18 protein-coding genes are annotated in these 15,477 nt (G+C 70.3%); 9 read left to right on the forward strand and 9 right to left on the reverse strand.

Translation table 11 applies throughout. The features are described from left to right. Window positions 1–3: 3 nt before the first annotated feature. Together efeU and CW359_RS33735 are read left to right on the forward strand one after the other, a co-directional pair. Window positions 4–900: an iron uptake transporter permease EfeU gene (efeU, locus tag CW359_RS33730; protein ID WP_105974008.1), complete on the forward strand. Its 897-nt coding sequence runs from the start codon at window positions 4–6 to the stop codon at window positions 898–900. Beyond that, window positions 845–1,864, forward strand: coding sequence for an SCO2278 family lipoprotein (locus CW359_RS33735; RefSeq protein WP_198655496.1), 1,020 nt, complete (start codon window positions 845–847; stop codon window positions 1,862–1,864). The genes efeU and CW359_RS33735 overlap by 56 nt, the downstream gene beginning before the upstream one ends. Window positions 1,865–1,902: 38 nt before the next feature. Here the strand turns inward: CW359_RS33735 and CW359_RS33740 are convergent, their stop codons facing one another. Next, entirely contained in the window at window positions 1,903–2,649 is a 747-nt protein-coding gene (locus tag CW359_RS33740) for a bifunctional DNA primase/polymerase (protein WP_105974010.1), read from the reverse strand. Window positions 2,650–2,829: 180 nt separating this feature from the next. Further along, complete coding sequence (locus CW359_RS33745) at window positions 2,830–3,456, reverse strand: TetR/AcrR family transcriptional regulator (RefSeq protein WP_105974011.1); 627 nt, start codon at window positions 3,454–3,456, stop codon at window positions 2,830–2,832. A gap of 102 nt (window positions 3,457–3,558) precedes the next feature. Here CW359_RS33745 and CW359_RS33750 point away from each other — a divergent pair, with 102 nt between their 5' ends. Continuing rightward, window positions 3,559–3,753 (forward strand): DUF6243 family protein, encoded by a 195-nt coding sequence (locus CW359_RS33750; protein WP_105974012.1) that lies wholly within the window; start codon window positions 3,559–3,561, stop codon window positions 3,751–3,753. 11 nt (window positions 3,754–3,764) lie between these two features. Here the strand turns inward: CW359_RS33750 and CW359_RS33755 are convergent, their stop codons facing one another. After that, complete coding sequence (locus tag CW359_RS33755) at window positions 3,765–4,898, reverse strand: helix-turn-helix domain-containing protein (protein ID WP_105974013.1); 1,134 nt, start codon at window positions 4,896–4,898, stop codon at window positions 3,765–3,767. A 99-nt stretch (window positions 4,899–4,997) separates the two neighbouring features. Here CW359_RS33755 and CW359_RS33760 point away from each other — a divergent pair, with 99 nt between their 5' ends. Continuing rightward, on the forward strand, window positions 4,998–6,257 hold the full coding sequence (locus CW359_RS33760; RefSeq protein ID WP_105974014.1) for an MFS transporter: 1,260 nt from the start codon (window positions 4,998–5,000) through the stop codon (window positions 6,255–6,257). Continuing rightward, window positions 6,254–6,673 (forward strand): cytidine/deoxycytidylate deaminase family protein, encoded by a 420-nt coding sequence (locus tag CW359_RS33765; protein WP_105974034.1) that lies wholly within the window; start codon window positions 6,254–6,256, stop codon window positions 6,671–6,673. Before CW359_RS33760 ends, CW359_RS33765 begins: the two co-directional genes overlap by 4 nt. Before the next feature lie 157 nt (window positions 6,674–6,830). Here the strand turns inward: CW359_RS33765 and CW359_RS33770 are convergent, their stop codons facing one another. From CW359_RS33770 to CW359_RS33785, 4 genes are read right to left on the reverse strand one after another with little or no spacing between them, the layout of a single operon-like run. Beyond that, window positions 6,831–7,520, reverse strand: coding sequence for a hypothetical protein (locus CW359_RS33770; protein WP_105974015.1), 690 nt, complete (start codon window positions 7,518–7,520; stop codon window positions 6,831–6,833). A gap of 17 nt (window positions 7,521–7,537) precedes the next feature. After that, window positions 7,538–9,691 carry a glycoside hydrolase domain-containing protein gene (locus CW359_RS33775; RefSeq protein WP_105974016.1) on the reverse strand — a complete coding sequence of 718 codons (2,154 nt, stop codon included), beginning with the start codon at window positions 9,689–9,691 and terminating at the stop codon, window positions 7,538–7,540. A gap of 15 nt (window positions 9,692–9,706) precedes the next feature. Further along, window positions 9,707–10,249, reverse strand: a complete 543-nt coding sequence (locus CW359_RS33780) for a peptidase inhibitor family I36 protein (protein WP_105974017.1) — start codon at window positions 10,247–10,249, stop codon at window positions 9,707–9,709. A gap of 14 nt (window positions 10,250–10,263) precedes the next feature. Continuing rightward, entirely contained in the window at window positions 10,264–11,193 is a 930-nt protein-coding gene (locus CW359_RS33785) for a hypothetical protein (RefSeq protein WP_105974018.1), read from the reverse strand. A 266-nt stretch (window positions 11,194–11,459) separates the two neighbouring features. On the opposite strand from CW359_RS33785, the gene CW359_RS33790 reads away from it, so the two are divergent. Further along, the gene (locus CW359_RS33790) at window positions 11,460–12,473 is read left to right on the forward strand and encodes an ArsR/SmtB family transcription factor (RefSeq protein WP_105974019.1); all 1,014 of its coding nucleotides are present in this window, start codon (window positions 11,460–11,462) and stop codon (window positions 12,471–12,473) included. A gap of 35 nt (window positions 12,474–12,508) precedes the next feature. Here the strand turns inward: CW359_RS33790 and CW359_RS33795 are convergent, their stop codons facing one another. Both CW359_RS33795 and CW359_RS33800 read right to left on the reverse strand, forming a co-directional pair. After that, on the reverse strand, window positions 12,509–12,718 hold the full coding sequence (locus CW359_RS33795) for a DUF397 domain-containing protein (protein WP_105974020.1): 210 nt from the start codon (window positions 12,716–12,718) through the stop codon (window positions 12,509–12,511). Then, window positions 12,715–13,542 (reverse strand): helix-turn-helix domain-containing protein, encoded by an 828-nt coding sequence (locus CW359_RS33800; RefSeq protein WP_105974021.1) that lies wholly within the window; start codon window positions 13,540–13,542, stop codon window positions 12,715–12,717. Before CW359_RS33800 ends, CW359_RS33795 begins: the two co-directional genes overlap by 4 nt. Before the next feature lie 109 nt (window positions 13,543–13,651). On the opposite strand from CW359_RS33800, the gene CW359_RS33805 reads away from it, so the two are divergent. From CW359_RS33805 to CW359_RS33815, 3 genes are read left to right on the forward strand one after another with little or no spacing between them, the layout of a single operon-like run. After that, window positions 13,652–13,873, forward strand: a complete 222-nt coding sequence (locus CW359_RS33805) for a hypothetical protein (RefSeq protein ID WP_408647547.1) — start codon at window positions 13,652–13,654, stop codon at window positions 13,871–13,873. Continuing rightward, on the forward strand, window positions 13,870–14,160 hold the full coding sequence (locus tag CW359_RS33810; protein WP_105974022.1) for a hypothetical protein: 291 nt from the start codon (window positions 13,870–13,872) through the stop codon (window positions 14,158–14,160). Before CW359_RS33805 ends, CW359_RS33810 begins: the two co-directional genes overlap by 4 nt. Further along, a complete protein-coding gene (locus tag CW359_RS33815) occupies window positions 14,157–15,353 on the forward strand; it encodes a methyltransferase domain-containing protein (protein WP_105974023.1) in 1,197 nt (398 codons plus the stop codon). Before CW359_RS33810 ends, CW359_RS33815 begins: the two co-directional genes overlap by 4 nt. Window positions 15,354–15,477 lie beyond the last annotated feature (124 nt).

The raw sequence follows: 15,477 nt of genomic DNA on the forward strand, positions 1-15,477 counted from the left end.
GCCGTGTTCGCGAACTATCTGATCGGTCTGCGCGAGGGGCTGGAAGCCAGCCTCGTCGTCTGCATCCTCATCGCCTACCTCGTCAAGACCGACCGCCGCGACGCCCTGAAGCCGATCTGGACCGGCATCGCGGTCGCGATCACCCTCGCCCTCGGCTTCGGCTGCGCGCTCGAATTCGGCTCCCAGGAGCTGACGTTCGAGGCGCAGGAGGCGCTCGGCGGGTCGCTGTCGATCGTCGCCGTCTGTCTGGTGACATGGATGGTCTTCTGGATGCGGCGCACCGCCCGCCACCTCAAGACCGACCTGCACGGCAAGTTGGACGCCGCGCTGCAGATGGGCACCGGCGCACTGGTCGCCACCGCCTTCCTCGCCGTCGGCCGGGAGGGCCTGGAGACCGCCCTGTTCGTGTGGGCGTCGGTCCGGGCGTCCGGCGACGGCACCCAAGGCCCCCTGATCGGCGTGCTGTTGGGCATCGCGACGGCGGTCGTGCTCGGCTACCTCTTCTACCGGGGCGCCCTGCGCATCAACCTGTCCCGCTTCTTCACCTGGACCGGCGGCATGCTGGTCGTCGTCGCGGCGGGCGTCCTCGCCTACGGCTTCCACGACCTCCAGGAGGCCGACTGGCTGCCCGGCCTCAACAACAAGGCCTTCGACATCAGCGACACCATCCCGCCGGACAGCTGGTACGGCACCCTCCTCAAGGGCGTCCTCAACTTCCAGCCCGACCCCACCGTCCTCCAGGTCACGGTGTGGGCGCTCTACCTGGTCCCGACGATCGCGCTTTTCCTCGCCCCGGTAGGGTTCGGCTCCGGGAAGGGGAAGGTGAAGCCAGCTGATGAGCAGGTTGAGCAGGGGTCGCAGCCCTCGGACACCACGAAGGACACCACGAAGCCGGTTTGACCGGAGTGTTCTGATCGCTGCCTCGGTGACCGTGTTGTCGCTGGCCGCGAGCGGCTGTGTCGTGGTGCACGGCGAGCGCGAGGTGCTCCCGGGGGCGACCCGGGCGGAGGCCGCTCAGGCGCTGACGGACTTCACGGCCGCGTACAACAAGGCGGACAAGGCGTACGACCGTTCCCTGGACGCCGACTACGTCACCGGCGCCCTCGGCGCGATCGACGCGGCCCGGCTGGACGCGGGGCGCGTGAACAACCCGGCCGGCAACCCGTCGTACGTACCGCTGGAGTTCACGGATCCCAAGTTCACGATCCCGAAGAAGGCGGGCTGGCCGCGCTGGTTCGTCGCGGACGCCGACGCCAACAAGGGCGACGAGGCGCGCTGGCTGCTGGTGTTCACGCGCAGCAACGTGGCCGAGCCGTGGGCGGTGGCGTATCTGACGCTGGTCGCGCCGGGCGACGTACCGGCGTTCAAGACCGACAAGGACGGCTTCGCGGAGCCGGTGACGCCGGACTCGGCCGAACTGGCCGTCCCGCCCAAGGACTTGAGCGCGGACTACGCGGCCTTCCTGAAGGACGGCACCGGCGATGTCTTCGCGCCCGGGGTGCACACCAGCGCGTGGGTCGCGCAGCGCGAGAAGAGCGCCATCAAGCCCGGGCTGGTCACCCAGTACATCGACGAGCCGCTCGTCAAGGACGACTTCGCCCCGCTGGGTCTGCGCACCGCGGACGGCGGCGCGCTGGTCTTCTTCGCCACGCACCACTACGAGAAGCAGACGGCCGCACTGGGTACGTCGATCCCGGAGCAGAGCGACAGTGTGCGGGCGTTGACCAAGGGCGAGATCAAGCAGTCGCTGACCCTGGAGTTCGTGTCGAACCAGGCGGTCATCGACCCGGGCAAGGGTGCCGCGAACCAGGGTGTGGAGTTCCTGAGCCGCATCCAGGGTCTGACCGCGGCGCAGGGCGAGTAACCGGTAACCGCCGTGACTCCGGTCGCCGTGGCGGGTGTTCAGCCCCGGGAGGGCCAGGCCGCGGTGGCGTGGTCGGGCTCCTCGCCCGCGTACCTGGCGCAGGCGTCGGTGAGGACTTCGAGGAGGCTCAGCGGGTCGGGCAGGGCGAACTCCGGCCCGCGTACCCAGTACACGCCCTGGTCACCGGGCAACCGGGCGGGCGGTACGAGGACGTAGGAGCCCCGGCAGTGCCAGCGCAGGCCCGGATGCTCGTCCGCGGTCTCGGGGTGGCAGTCCAGTTCGCAGGGCCACCACTCGTCCTCGTCCTCCGGGGTGCCCCGGGTGAGGGTGAAGAACAGCAGCCGTCCGTCGTCGCTCTCGGCGACGGGACCGACCTCGATACCGGCTCCGAGGAGCCGCTCCAGAGCCTCGCGGCCCGCTTCGAGGGGTACGTCGAGGACGTCGTGGACTATGCCGGTCGCGGTGATGAAGTTGGCCTGCGGCTGGTGCCTGGCCCAACGCTCGATCTGGGCACGGTCGGTGGTGGACTGCGTCTGCCAGGCGAAGGAGATGGGGTGCCTGGCGGGCGTGGGACAGCCGACGCGGTCGCAGGAACATCGGTACGCGGAGGGGTGCGCGGCGGGCGCGAGGGGCAGTCCGGCACGGGCGACGGCGAGCAGCAGTTCCTCGCGGCGCCCGCTCTCGGCACCGGCGGCGGCCTCGTGGGCATCCGCTCGGCGACCACGCAGCCACTGGGAGATCCTGCCCTGCCGGCCCGTCGTACGACCGCCGAACTCCGCGCTCATGTATCGCCTCGCCTCGCTGCTGTTGTGCGGACAGCCTGCTCCATGCTCCCACCATCCTGCGCTGCGGGAGGCCGGAGCCGACATCCGGGGTAGGCGGGACGAGGCGTACGCGGAGTGGGATCGGATGTTTTCCGACTGATTAGCAGGATTTAGTACCCACCATTTTCGGCCATGTTGTGCCTACTCGCCGCCGCGCGTGGCGATCCCGCCGAGTGCGTAGTCGACGAGGGTGTCCGTGTACTCGTACGAGATCGGTCCGGTGTGCTGGAGCCAGCGCTGGGCGAGCGGGGAGACGAAGAGTTCGAGGGCGATACGGGGGTCGACGCCGGCGCGGATCTGGCCCGCGTCCTGGGCTGCGCGCAGGCGGTCGGCGTAGAGCTGGAGGGAGGGTTCGAGGAGTCTGGCGACGTATCTGCGGCCGAGTTCCTCGTTGACCAGGCCTTCGGCGGCGAGGCTGCGGGAGGGGACCGCGAAGACGGGGTCGAGCAGCTGGTCGACGGTGAGGCGCAGTACGGCCTTGAGGTCGGCGGCGAGGTCTCCGGTGTCGGGGATGACGTACGCCTGGCCGGGCGCGGCGGTCTCGGCGGCCTGTTCGCTCAGGTCGACGAATGCCTCCATCAGGACGTCTCCCTTGGAGGACCACCACCGGTAGATGGTCTGCTTCCCGACGCCGGCCCGGGCCGCGATGCCCTCGATGGTCGTCTTCTGGTAGCCGATCTCACCGATGAGGGCGAGGGCGGCGGCGTAGATGGCGCGGCGGGATTTCTCGCTGCGGCGGGTGGAGTCGGGGGCGGGTTTCTGGACCATGTGGGGAACTTATCAGGTTGACAAGACGGAGCGTCTCGCCGGAGAGTGGTGGTGTTCGGCAAGCGAGACGATACGTATCGTCCTGAACGGAGGGAACCTGTCATGTCACGAGGCGGAGCCGGAAACATGCTCGGGGTCGGCGGTACCCGCAGCAACCTGGGTCGCGGTGCCCTGCGGGGCGGCGGCCGGGGCAAGCAGGTGGGTGGCGGGACGGACCCGCAGGCCCAGAAACGGGAACTGCTGCGGAAGTTGCAGGAGAAGCACGCGGCGGAGGAGAGCGCGCGGCGGGACCAGTGAGGAGACGCCGCTCAGCGCAGTACGGCCGCCAGCAGGTCCGTCCCTAGGGCTGTCAGGTCGGGCAGGTTGAGGGAGTAGCGGACGTACCGTCCGTGCCGCCGGGCCGTGAGGAGGTCCGCGCGGCGCAGGACGGCGAGGTGGCGGGAAACCTCCGGTGGTGAGAGGTCCCACACATGGGCCAGCTCACCGGTGGTGTGCGGGCCGCGCGCCAGGGTACGCAGGAGCCGCAGCCGTACGGGATGGGCGAGCGCCTCAAGCCGGAGGGTGACCGTCTCCAGCGGTACCGGCTCCGGCGCCGGGCTCGGTTCGGCCACGGGGTACTGCACCACCGGGTGCCAGCCGGGCGCGTGGACCGCGACCAGGTGAGGGCGGCCGAAGACGCTGGGGATGAAGGTGACTCCGGTGCCGTGGGCGGCGGTCGCCTTGTCCTGGAGCTTGTCGACGACGATGCAGTCGCCGTCGGGGGCGAGGGCGACCGCGCCGGAGACCGAGGCGAGCGCGGCGCCGACGCCCTGGCGCCTGAGCAGGTCGTTCTTCACGCGCAGGTCGGTGGCGAGCCGTACGGCGACGTCCGCCCAGGCGGCGTCGAAGAAGGCGCCGGCGCACTGTTCGAGGGTGTCGCGCACCCGGGCCCGTACGGCGGCCGGGTCCGCGAGGAGCCGTTCCGCGAAGGCCTCCTGGCGTGCGCCACGGGCCTGGGCGAGATCGAGGGCCCACTCGCGCGCGGTCGTGTCGCTGAGCGGCGACGGCGAGCCGAAGTGGACGCGGCTGCTGCCGCAGGTGGTGACGAGCGCGGCGGTCACGTACGTCTCGTCGTCGAGCCGGTCCACGTCGTCGAGTTCGTCCGCGAGGGTGGGCCGGGGGCGGGCGGGGATCAGGAAGTCGGCCTGCGAGGAACGCCAGAGGAAGTCGGCCTCGCGCAGCCGCTCGGCCAGCTCGGGCCGCAGCCCGGCCCAGACGTCCGCCGCCCAGCCCGCGAGCTGCGGGTGGTGCCCGGGCTCGGCGAGGACGTGCAGCATCGCGGTCAGCTCGGCCAGCGGGGAGGCGGCGAACCGGACCCGCTCGGTCTGCACCCGCTCGGCAGCCGACCGGTCCGACGGCAGCCGCTCGGGCGGCAGTCCGCTGATGTCGATGCGCAACGTCATTCGTCCATCATGGCTGGCCGGAGGGCCGGGGTCGGCGTGGATTGACGGTGTCCGTCAACTGGCGTGGCCTGCCGGGCAACCGTACGGACCGTTGGCGCCATGCCGACAACCACAACCACCACGCCCACGCCCAAGGTCGACCCCCGAGCCCTCATCCGCGCCTCCGGCGGCCCCCGGTACGCCGTCGCCCTGGCCGTGGACGCGCTCGGCACCGGGCTCCTCCGTCCCTTCCTCCTCCTCTACGGCGTCACGGTGCTGGGTCTGTCGGCACCGGCCACCGGTGTCGCCATGACGGCCGGGATCGTGGCGGGGCTGGTGTGCATGCCCGGGGTGGGCCGCTGGCTGGACCGGGGTGCGCGCAGCACGGTCGTGGCGGCGTCGATGCTGGTGCGGGTGGTGGGCGTGGGGCTGCTGCTGGCCACGCCCGCCGGGCAGGTCGGGCAGTTCGCGGCGGCGGCGCTCTTCCTCGGCATCGGCAACCAGGCCTGGCCGGCCGCCCATTCGGCCCTCGTCGCGACGATCGCCCACGGCAGGGACCGCGACGCCGCCCTCGCGGCGGGCCGCGCCCTGCGCAACGCGGGCCTGGGCGTCGGCGCGCTCATCGCCACGGCGAGCCTGGCGGGCGGCGCCGACGCCCTGCGGGCACTGGCGGCGGTGACCGGACTGGCGTATCTCACGGCGGCGGCGTTGGCGTGGTCGGTCCGGCTGCGCGCGGACGGTGCCGCGCGGGCCGAGGCGGAGCGCGACGGACCCGTGCCCGCCCCTCGGATGCGCGCGCTGCTGGCGGCCAACGTGGTGTACGTCTTCTGCCTCAACGTCCCTGAGATCGCACTGCCGTTGGTGCTCGTGACGCAGTTGCACGCGTCCCCGATGTGGTCGGCGGCCATCTTCGTGGCCAACACGGTGCTGGTGGTCACCCTCCAGGTCCCGATCACCGTCCTGCTGTCCCGCTACCACCGGCGAACGGTCCTGGCCGGGTCGGGCGTCGTACTCGCGGTGTCCTACGTCGGCTTCCTCGCGGCCACCTCACTGGGCCACGGCTGGGCGGCCCCGGCGGTCGCGGCGGTGTCGGTACTGTGCACGATCGGCGAGATCATCTACGCGGGCAGTGCGACAGCGCTGGTCACGTCCCTGGCTCCGGCCCGGGTCATGGGCCGTACCCTCGCCCGTTTCGAACTGTCCACGGGCTTCGGCCTGGCGGTGTCCCCGGCGGTGATCACGGCACTGGCTCCGCACGGAGCGACAGCTCTGTGGGGCTGCCTGGCGGCGGCGACACTCGTGTCGTCGGCGGCGGTGGCCAGGGAGAAGAAGGAAAAGGAAGAGGAAACGGAAGAGAAATGGGAGAGCCGAAGCAGATGACCACGTACCCAGCGCCCCACCCCGTGGACCACGAACTCGTCGAGGCGGCGGCGCACATCGCCCGCACGCGCTGCCGGGGCGACAACCACACCATGGCGGCAGCGGCCCGCGCCCGGGACGGCCGGATCATCACCGCCGTGAACGCCTACCACTTCACCGGCGGCCCCTGCGCCGAGCTGGTGGTGATCGGCACGGCTGCGGCGCAGGGTGCGTACGACCTGGACACGATCGTCGCGGTGGGCGACCGCGAGCGGGGAGTCGTCCCGCCGTGCGGCCGGTGCCGCCAGGTGCTGCTCGACTACTTCCCGGCGCTCAGGGTGATCGTCGGCAGGGCGGACACCCTCCGGGCGGTGCCCGTCACCGAGTTGCTTCCAGAGACGTATGTCTGGGCGGACCATCAACTGGACGCCGGTTAGCGGGGGTTGGCATCCAGGGTGCCCGAAGTGACCGCACACCGCCCGCCACACGTGCGTGCGTTCGGTGAACCTGAGGCCCTGGATCCCGCTCCCCTTTCTCTCCCGCTCCCCCTTCTCTCCCGCTCCCCTTTCTCTCCGGTTCTCCTTTCTCTCCGGCTCAGGCGCCCTGAGACCGTTGCAGGCGGCGTGCCCTCGTTCTGCGGAACGGGGCGGACGGGTCGGCGACCGTGCCCGCTGTCTGGGTTCGGGGCGCGTCGGAGCGGCCGGGGTCCAGGCGGGCCGCGACGCGAGCCAGGGCCTTGTCGCCGGGGCGGGCGGCGATGTGGAAGTGCGAGACCTTCACCGGGGTGAGGTCGCCGCCCCAGACGACCATGCCGTCGCAGTCCGCGAGGATGTCCCGCACGATCGCCTCCTGATGCGGCCAGAGCCCCTCGCTTCCGTTCAGCGGATAGGCGGTGGGGTGAAGCGCGACAGCGGTCCCGGAGAGGTGGTTCGACTCGAAGTCGGCCCCCACCGTGCGCTGTGTGGTGTGGCCGGTGACGCCACCGCCCTCGCCCGTGTCGAGCGCGGCGATCTCGTAGTGCCATCGGCGCGCGACGTGCAGCAGCACGATCCCGGGGTCGCCGCGCCGCAGGCCCAGGGAGGCGGCGGACCCCTGGACCTGGTGGACCGTGACGGAGGCGGGGTCGATCCGCCAGCCGTTGGCGGACACCTCGCCGGACCACCGCCCGGTGGACGGCTCGGTGGACGGACCGGTGGCCGAGGCGGATGTGATCGACGTGCCCGACACCACGGCGAGCGCACCGGTGCCGGCGGCGACACGCAGCAGACCGCGTCTGGAGATCATCGGCTTCCTCCTCATTCTCATTCGCCCTGGCCGACGGCGGACACACCGGGATCGCTGCCGTCGCGCCAGATGTTGTGGTCCAGGCCCCAGCCCGCCTGGAAGTCGTACTCGTGGATCTGGTTGAACGACCAGTTCTCCGGCAGCGGGAAGCCGAGGTTCCCGGAGAATCCCCAGGACATCCCGGAGACGAACGACCAGCGGGCCCCGGCGTCCTTCGACACCCGGGCGCACACGTTGCGGGAGCCGTAGACGCCGAAGATGTAGCGGCTGCCCAGCTCGGCGAGCCCGGCCCTGACGCCGTTGAAGTACGGCACCACGTGGCTGGTGATCTCCTCGTCGGTGGCGTCGTAGTCGACCCCGAAGTAGATGCAGGTACCGGCTCCGATCCCGTGCTGCACGGCCTTCTGGTGGGCCTTCTTGCCCTGGTCGTATCCCTTGTCGTAGGTGAAGTTGCCGAGTTCGGTGCCGTTGTACTGGAAGATCGGGAAGAACCTCAGCCCGGCGTTCAGGATGGTCTGCGGCTCCCCCGGCTTGAGTGCCTTGCCGAGGTAGTACTCGTCACCCGGGGCGAGGTGCTCGTCCAGATAGCGCCCCACGATCGAGTAGCCGTTGGCCTTGAGCAACTGCCCCCGCTGCGCGGTGATCTCGGTGATGCAGTCGCAGCCGGTGGCGTCGCGGGAGGTGTCGCCGGACGACACGAGGAGCTGCGCCCAGGTCGTGTAGTCGTTGCGGCCCGTGACGGGAATCTGCGAGAACCTCTGGAAGGACTGGAGCCAGCCCAGATGCGTGCCGGTCTGGGCGTCGGTGCCGATGTCCGCCGCCAGGTAGTGCGCCTGCCCGTTCGCCGTGTACGTCGGTGAGTTGAAGTAGCACGCGGCACGGAAGAGATACCGCAGGTCGCCCGTGAGCGTCGCCGCTCCCCTTCCCTTGAGGGCGGCCTGGGTCCCTGGCCCGAAGTATCCGTTGATCGAGCCAAGGGCGATCCCGATCTCGTACTGGATGGCCATCATGAGCCCCTGCTGGACATCACGGGAGTAGATCCCGTCGCAGGGCACCAGACTCATCGCGGGAATGCCGATGCCCGCGACATAGCGGGAGTTGAGCCGCTGCTGGATCGCCCGGACGTTGGGGTCGCCGCCTGGCACGAGGCGGAACTGGTCCATGCGCAGCAGGGACTTCAGCACGTGCGGCCACATCGCCAGGCGCTGCCCGGCGTTGCCCTGGTCGAGGCCCACGTCGGCGTAGAGCTGCCGGAGGGAGGACTCGGACTCCTCGGGCCATCCGTTGAGGGACTGGGAGGCCCAGTAGCCCTTGCACCACAGTGCCCCGTTGTACAGGCGCAGCAGATTCGCGTTCCGCTCGAACTCCGGCGTGATCTCGTGGTTCTTCACCGCGTTGAACGTGCCGGGGCCGAAGGACTGGACGGTGGGAGATATGCCGTGTTCGTGCTGGAGTCCCTGGGTGAGGGAGAGGACGGTGTTCCAGCCGGTGTAGCCGGTTTCGGGGCAGGCCACGTACCCGGGCGCCGTCTCGTAGGTCTTGTTCACCCACCTCTGCGTCCGGGACACATAGATGTCGGGGAACGCCCGCCACGGCGCGGACGGGTCGACCACCGATCCGGGCCGCGCGTACATGTGCAGGTTGCCGGGGCAGTCGGTGTCATAGCCGTAGGAGTGCGGGAAGATCCTGTTCCCGGTGAGCGGGGTGGCGTCGGTGCGCAGATAGTGGATCAGGTCCCTGATCGCGCGCAGCATGGCCTCGCTCGCGACGTCCTGGGAGCGGATCATGCCCACGATCGAGTAGAAACCCTCGTTGCGCCCTACGCCCTCGATACGGCCGGCATCACCGGCGTTCCCCTCACCGCGTTCCGCTCCGCGCCCTTCGTAGACGTTGCCGTGCGGGCAGACGAGATAGTTGTAGGCGATGTCTCCGTTGAACTGACCGCCGTTCTTGTGGTCCACGTAGACGTCGACGATCGCTTTGCGGCAGTCCTCCTCCGTCAGCAGATCGCTCGTGCTGCCGGCGCCGAGGTAGTGCAGGAACACTCCCATGTTCCCGAACCAGTACTGGCCCGGATTCCTGTTGGGCACGGGGCGCGCGGAGGCGTGGGCCCGCAGGTCGCTGGGGGCGTACTGCCCCCAGGTGTCGCGCAGATTGATGGTGATGGCCATGATTCCTCCCTCCGGTCAGCAGGCGTAGTGCGGGTCGTGGATGTAGTCCGCGTCGTCGGTGAACCAGCGGTGCGCGCTGATCGCGTTGTCGGCCCAGCCGCCGTCGAGGAACTTCTCGTAGCCCAGCGACAGATCGGCGTAGTAGTTGCCCGCCTCGATGCAGAACGACGACTGGTTGGTGCTCGGGCTCACGTCCCGGCGCAGCGCGACCTCGCTGAAGTAGCCGGGGAACCCGTTGTTCCACAGGGACGTGGCGCGGTCGTTGAAGTTGCCGCAGTCGTTGCCCCACCACTCGTCGTCGCGGTCCCAACGGCACCAGTCGCCAGAGAAGTTGGGCAAGTCGTAGGCGTAGAGGTAGCCGTCGGCGCCGTCGGCCGCGGCCAGCGCGCTGAGGTCGGCGCCGGGCCGTACCGGGGTCGGGGCGCCGAGCTTGCTGGGGGCCGCCGCCGTCGCCGACGGGCCCGCGTCCGTGGCGGCCATGGCGGGGGCCGCTCCGGCGACCAGCCCGATCACCGCCGCCGTCGCGAGAACGCCTCGTACGTACCGCTTCATGTTCATGTCGTGCCTCTCTTCTAGGTGTTGTTCTTCTGGGTGTTGTTCTTCTGGGTGTTCTGCCGCGACGCGTTCTCGTCGCGGACGATCCGCTCCGCCTTCGGCAGTGCGGCGAGCCGCATGCGCCGGGCGTTGGTCACATCGGCGCGATACCGCTCGCGCACGTCGGCGAGATGCCGTTCCTCGACGTCCCCGGCGACCGCCGCCAGGCCGGAGTCCATCGCGCAGGACGCCTCCGTGACGGCGTACTCGACCTCCTTGGCCACGGGCGCCGTGTCGCCCAGCGCGGCCCGCAGTGCCCCCGGCGACTCGTGGGGCAGCCCGCGCCGGGCCACACAGTCCGACCAGCGGCGCAGTGCTTTCGTGTACGTGGGATCGCTCTGCGCCCGGCTCATGGCCAGCGACGTGACACCTCGGTCCACGGAGTCCGCGCCGAACCAGGTGCGGAAGTCGCCGTACAGCTCCCCGCGGGCCTCGCTGGTGCACCCCCGGGTGCTGCGCCCCGTCGTGGCGCCGTCCGGCAGGGTGACCTCGACGGTGTCCACGCCGCCGCCCTGCCAGGCGCGCAGTGCCTCGCCGCGCCGCTGCGGTGTCAGCGCACGCAGGTAGTCCCCGACCGGGTCGTTCGCCCGCAGGCGGTCGGTCTCCCCGGGAGTGCGGACGCGGGAGCCGTAGCCGTGCTCGCGGGCCCACGGCACATCGGCGAGGACGAGCGCCATCGGCGGGGGCTCAGTCCCGGTCCGGGCCGGCTCGGGCGCCGTCGGCAGCCGGAACCCGGCGCGGGCCATGCAACGCCGCACCAGGATGTCCTCGGCCCGGCGCAGCGTCACCAGTTCATCGGTGGTCGCCTGCCGTGGGAACGTCGCGTCAGCAGCGGCGGGCGCGGCGGGCCCGGACGGCGCGGCCACGTCACCCGGTCCACAGGCGGTGAGCGTCGCGAGCAACAGCATTGGCAGCAGTGACAGTTGCGGCAACAGTCGCAGTTGTGACAGCTGTGACAGTTGTGACAGCACGGCGGATCTACGCACCAGGCTCCCCCTTACCCGTACGCCTTCGGTCGCCTTCAGGCTGTCCGGGGGGATCTCGCGGCGCATTCACTTTCGGTCTCAGCCGAAAGGCCGGGCTCACGGGCCCCTTGTGAACGCGACGGTGCAACTGTTCGCACCCGCATCGCACTCTTCTACTGCACAACCAGTCGCCTCGGGGGGCTCTGCCTGTGCTGAACATCCATTTCTCCGCTGAGGATCTGGCGCGGGTGCGCCTTGCCCCCGCGCCGGATCCGGCCTGGGAGATGCTGCTGAGCCTGCACGCGCTCGGCAGCTCACCGGACCACATCGTGTTCGGGCCGTGGCGGGCCTCGGTCCCCGACCCGCTCGACCCGTCGATCTCCCTGCTGCGCCGGCTGGCGCCACCGCGCGGCTACTCGCCCGACTTCCTGACGCCGGGCGCGGGCACCACCCTGGAGTCCGCCGTCGACGCCATCACGAACGTCGACCGCACCCGGCTGCGCAGTGAACTGGCCCTGCTGCCCGCCCGGCGCCAGGCGAGCCCATGGATACGTCGGCTGGCCCAGGGCGAGGCGGAGACGATGCGCGGACTGGGCGGTGCCGTACGCCGCTACCACCAGCGGGTGCTCGGCCGCCCGTGGCACCGCATCCGCACGGTGATCGAGGGCGAACGGGCCCTGCGGGCGCGTGACCTCCTCGACGGCGGCGTCGAACGGCTGCTGGGCAACATCCATCCGCTGGCCCGCTGGGAGCCGCCGGTGCTCAGGGTGGACTACCCGGTACGTCAGGACCTGGTCCTGAACGGCCGGGGACTGCTCCTGATCCCCTCGTACTTCTGCTGGGGCCGCCCGATCACGCTGCGGGACGGTGAGCTGAACCCGGTCCTGGTGTACCCCGCCAACCGCGGTCTCCAGCTGCTCACGGACGACTCCGGGACACCTCGGCCGGCCGCTCTGGGACGCCTGTTAGGACGTACTCGCGCGGCGGTCCTGGAGGAGATCGCGTCGTCCGACGGCACCACCGGAGGGGAACTCGCCCGGCGGCTGAGCATCTCGACCGCCTCGGCGAGCGAACACACCGCGACCATGCGGGACGCGAACCTGATCATCAGCCAGCGGGTGAAGAACACCGTGTGGCACACCCTGACCCCGCTCGGCCAGGCCCTGGTGGAGGGACGCCGGCCGGACGAGGAGGCCACCCTGCGGACAGGGCCCGGGAGTTGAAAGCCAGACGGTCGGACAGCAGGACGGAGAGACGGTCAGACGGTCCCGAACTCCCCCGCCTTGACGCCCTCGACGAAGGACGAGAACGCGGTGGCGGGGAGGCCCAGAACCGGGCCGCCCGGGTTCTTGGAGTCACGGACGGGGACCACGCCGCGCGACGCGACGAGGTTTGCGGCGACCTCGATGCACTGGCCGCCGTTTTCGCTGTACGAGGACGTGAACCAACGCGGGGATTCGGTCGTCACGGAGTGCCCTTTCTCAACTGCTCGATCATGGCCACGGATGCCGCCTGCGAGAGCGCTTCAGCCTGTAGCTGATGGTAGGCCGTCAACACGGGCAATACGAACGCACTTTCACGTTCGAGGTGCCCCCGCTGGGCAGACTCGGCATACGAGATGAGCGAGCGGTCCGGCAAGGTCAGCACCGTGATCGGCAAGCTGAACGGGCGCCGCTCCCCCATGTCGAACGGGGCGATCTGGAGGACGGTGTTGGGCTGTTCGGCGAACTCAAGCAGCCGCGCCCACTGACCGCCCATGACGGCCGGTTGACCGACGGGCCGACGGAGGCAGCTCTCGTCCAGCACCACGAAGACCATCGGCGGCGGTGTCCGCAGGAGCGTGGCCTGACGTTCCGCGATAAGCGCGATGCGCTCGTCGGCCTGGGTGTCAGTGATCGCTCCCCGCTTCACCACACTCCGGGCGATGGTCGCCGCGTACTCCGGTGTCTGCAACAGACCGGGCATGACGCCCACTTCGTACAGCCGGATCTCCGCCGCCTTCGCCTCGTGCTCGACCATCTGCGGGAAGCCTTCCAGCAGCCCCGCGTTACGCACCTTCCTGTACGCGCGTTCGAACATGTCGCCCGTCCCGAACACCACGTCGGCACTTCGCGCGAGGCGCAAGGTTGGAAATTTGCGACCGGTTTCGACCGACGAGAGATGCGTGCTGGAGTACCCCATCCGCACTGCCAGCTCTTCCTGGGTCCAGCCTCGTTCTTCCCGTGCAGTGCGTAAGCGCGCCCCGAAGGCGGCCTGGGGCGAACTGTCCGGGTCCAACTCCTTGCGGTTCAAAGTTTTCTCATCAACCTTTCTTGCTCGACTGCCAAGTTGAGGGATTCCCGCCTGTGGGCCACGCTGAAACACCTTAGTAGCGAGGCGACTACGGAGAGGAGTGATTGCTGTGCGCGAACCGACGCTCGGCACACTCATCGTGGACATCGACCGTGAAGACCGGGTCGGGGAGTTCCGGGGAACCGCCGGCCCCTACTGGTACCTGCGCCCGGTCTGCGGCGGCTCGGAGTGGGAGGCGAAACCCGAACACGTACGCCCCGCCACCCCCGCCGAGATCCTCAGCGCCAGAACGGCGCGCGAGAACGCCAGAAGCCGGGGTGAGGTGGCGTGACGCACACCAACACCAACACCAGTACCAGTACCAGTACCAGTACCAGTACCGACACCCAGACCAACACCGCCGCCCGGTCCGGGAGTTGTCCGGTATGCCAGGACCTCGACCGGACGGAGACCGTCGCCCGTACGGACCGGGACGCCAGCAAGGTGACCGACTGCCGCGTGCTGCGCAGACGACACCTCGCCGTCGAGCACGTCGAGCACGTCGAGCACGTCGAGGACGCCGAACAGGTCGAGTACGCCGAGCAGGTCGGGCACGTCGAGCACGGGGAGCGGTCGTGAACTGGGAGCAGAGGGCGGCCACACTCGCCGAGCAGGTGACCGAACCGGACTCCCGCTGGCGCCCGCTGGTGGCCGCGGTCCCCCGCCACGAGCTGGTCCCGCGCTGGTGGGAACGAGACGCCCACGACCCGGGCGGTTGGGTCCTGCGCGAGGGCGGAACCGACCCGCACACCTGGGACACCTGGACGCAAGCCGCGTACGCCGACCGGTCGTTGGTGACGAGGGTCGGCGGTCTGCACGCGGACCACGCGACATCCGGCGACCGCCCGCAGGGGTCGCCCACCTCGTCGGCGACGATGCCGAGCCTGACCGTCCGTATGCTCCGGCACGGGCGCCTGGGCACGGGCCTGTCGCTGCTGGACCTGGGCACGGGAGCGGGCGGGCTGGCCGCGTACGCGTGCTGCCGGATCGGGGACGGATACGTGACGAGCCTGGACGTGGACCCCTACCTGACCAACGCGGCGGGCTCCCGCCTGGCGGCCATGGACCTGCACCCCAAGTTCCTCACCACGGACGCGACGGAACGCGTACCCGGCACCTACGACCGCATCGTGTCGACGGTCGGCCTGCCGACAGGCCCCGAACTCCGCCCGGTACTCGCCGCGTTGGCACCGGGCGGACGACTGGCGACGACGCTCGCGCGAACGTCCCTGATCATCACCGGCTGGAAGCGGCCCGACGGCGACGTGGTGGGCCGGGTGGAACACGACACCGCGGACTTCATGCCCACCCGCACGCGCGACGACCACTCGTCCCCGTCCCCGTCCCCGTACCCGCACCCGTCCCCGTACCCACTCACCGAGTTGTTCGCCCACGCCCGCGCATCGGACGGGGAGACGCGGACGAGGGGCCGCTACCCGGTGCTGGACATGGCGAACGCCCCCGAGGTCGGTTCCATGCTGGAGGTGACGACACCCGGCGTCGAACTCGCCTACGAGAACGGCGACCGGACACGAACCGCCCTCCTCGTGCACCCGGACGGTTCCTGGGCGCGGGCGTCGGCGGAGGGGAGCGCCCCGCCCGAGGTCCACGAAGGCGGCCCACAACGCCTCTGGCAAACCCTGGAACACATCCGCGACCGCCTCAACACGGAGGGCGAACTGCCCCTGCTGGGCGCGCGGGTCCGCATCACACCGGACGGCGTGTGCCACCTGTCGCGCGGGAAGTGGCACGCGTCGATGGGCGGGACCTAGGTCGTGTCCGCAAAGTGGTTGGCGCGTTGGTCTGTTCGTGGTGCGTCGTCATGAGCTGACTGATCAGGCATGGGCAGTGATCGAGCCGCTGCTGGTTCCGCCTCGGATGGGACGGCCGGTGCGG

Origin of the sequence: Streptomyces geranii, assembly GCF_002954775.1 — a bacterium.
GTDB classification, from domain to species: Bacteria; Actinomycetota; Actinomycetes; order Streptomycetales; family Streptomycetaceae; genus Streptomyces; species Streptomyces geranii.

Bases quoted from the DNA above. Each gene is read 5' to 3' on its own strand.
- CW359_RS33740 (WP_105974010.1), bottom strand. From the start codon at position 2,649: ATGAGCGCGGAGTTCGGCGGTCGTACGACGGGCCGGCAGGGCAGGATC.
- CW359_RS33745 (WP_105974011.1), bottom strand. From the start codon at position 3,456: ATGGTCCAGAAACCCGCCCCCGACTCCACCCGCCGCAGCGAGAAATCC.
- CW359_RS33750 (WP_105974012.1), top strand. From the start codon at position 3,559: ATGTCACGAGGCGGAGCCGGAAACATGCTCGGGGTCGGCGGTACCCGC.
- CW359_RS33755 (WP_105974013.1), bottom strand. From the start codon at position 4,898: ATGACGTTGCGCATCGACATCAGCGGACTGCCGCCCGAGCGGCTGCCG.
- CW359_RS33760 (WP_105974014.1), top strand. From the start codon at position 4,998: ATGCCGACAACCACAACCACCACGCCCACGCCCAAGGTCGACCCCCGA.
- CW359_RS33765 (WP_105974034.1), top strand. From the start codon at position 6,254: ATGACCACGTACCCAGCGCCCCACCCCGTGGACCACGAACTCGTCGAG.
- CW359_RS33770 (WP_105974015.1), bottom strand. From the start codon at position 7,520: ATGATCTCCAGACGCGGTCTGCTGCGTGTCGCCGCCGGCACCGGTGCG.
- CW359_RS33775 (WP_105974016.1), bottom strand. From the start codon at position 9,691: ATGGCCATCACCATCAATCTGCGCGACACCTGGGGGCAGTACGCCCCC.
- CW359_RS33780 (WP_105974017.1), bottom strand. From the start codon at position 10,249: ATGAACATGAAGCGGTACGTACGAGGCGTTCTCGCGACGGCGGCGGTG.
- CW359_RS33785 (WP_105974018.1), bottom strand. From the start codon at position 11,193: ATGCTGTTGCTCGCGACGCTCACCGCCTGTGGACCGGGTGACGTGGCC.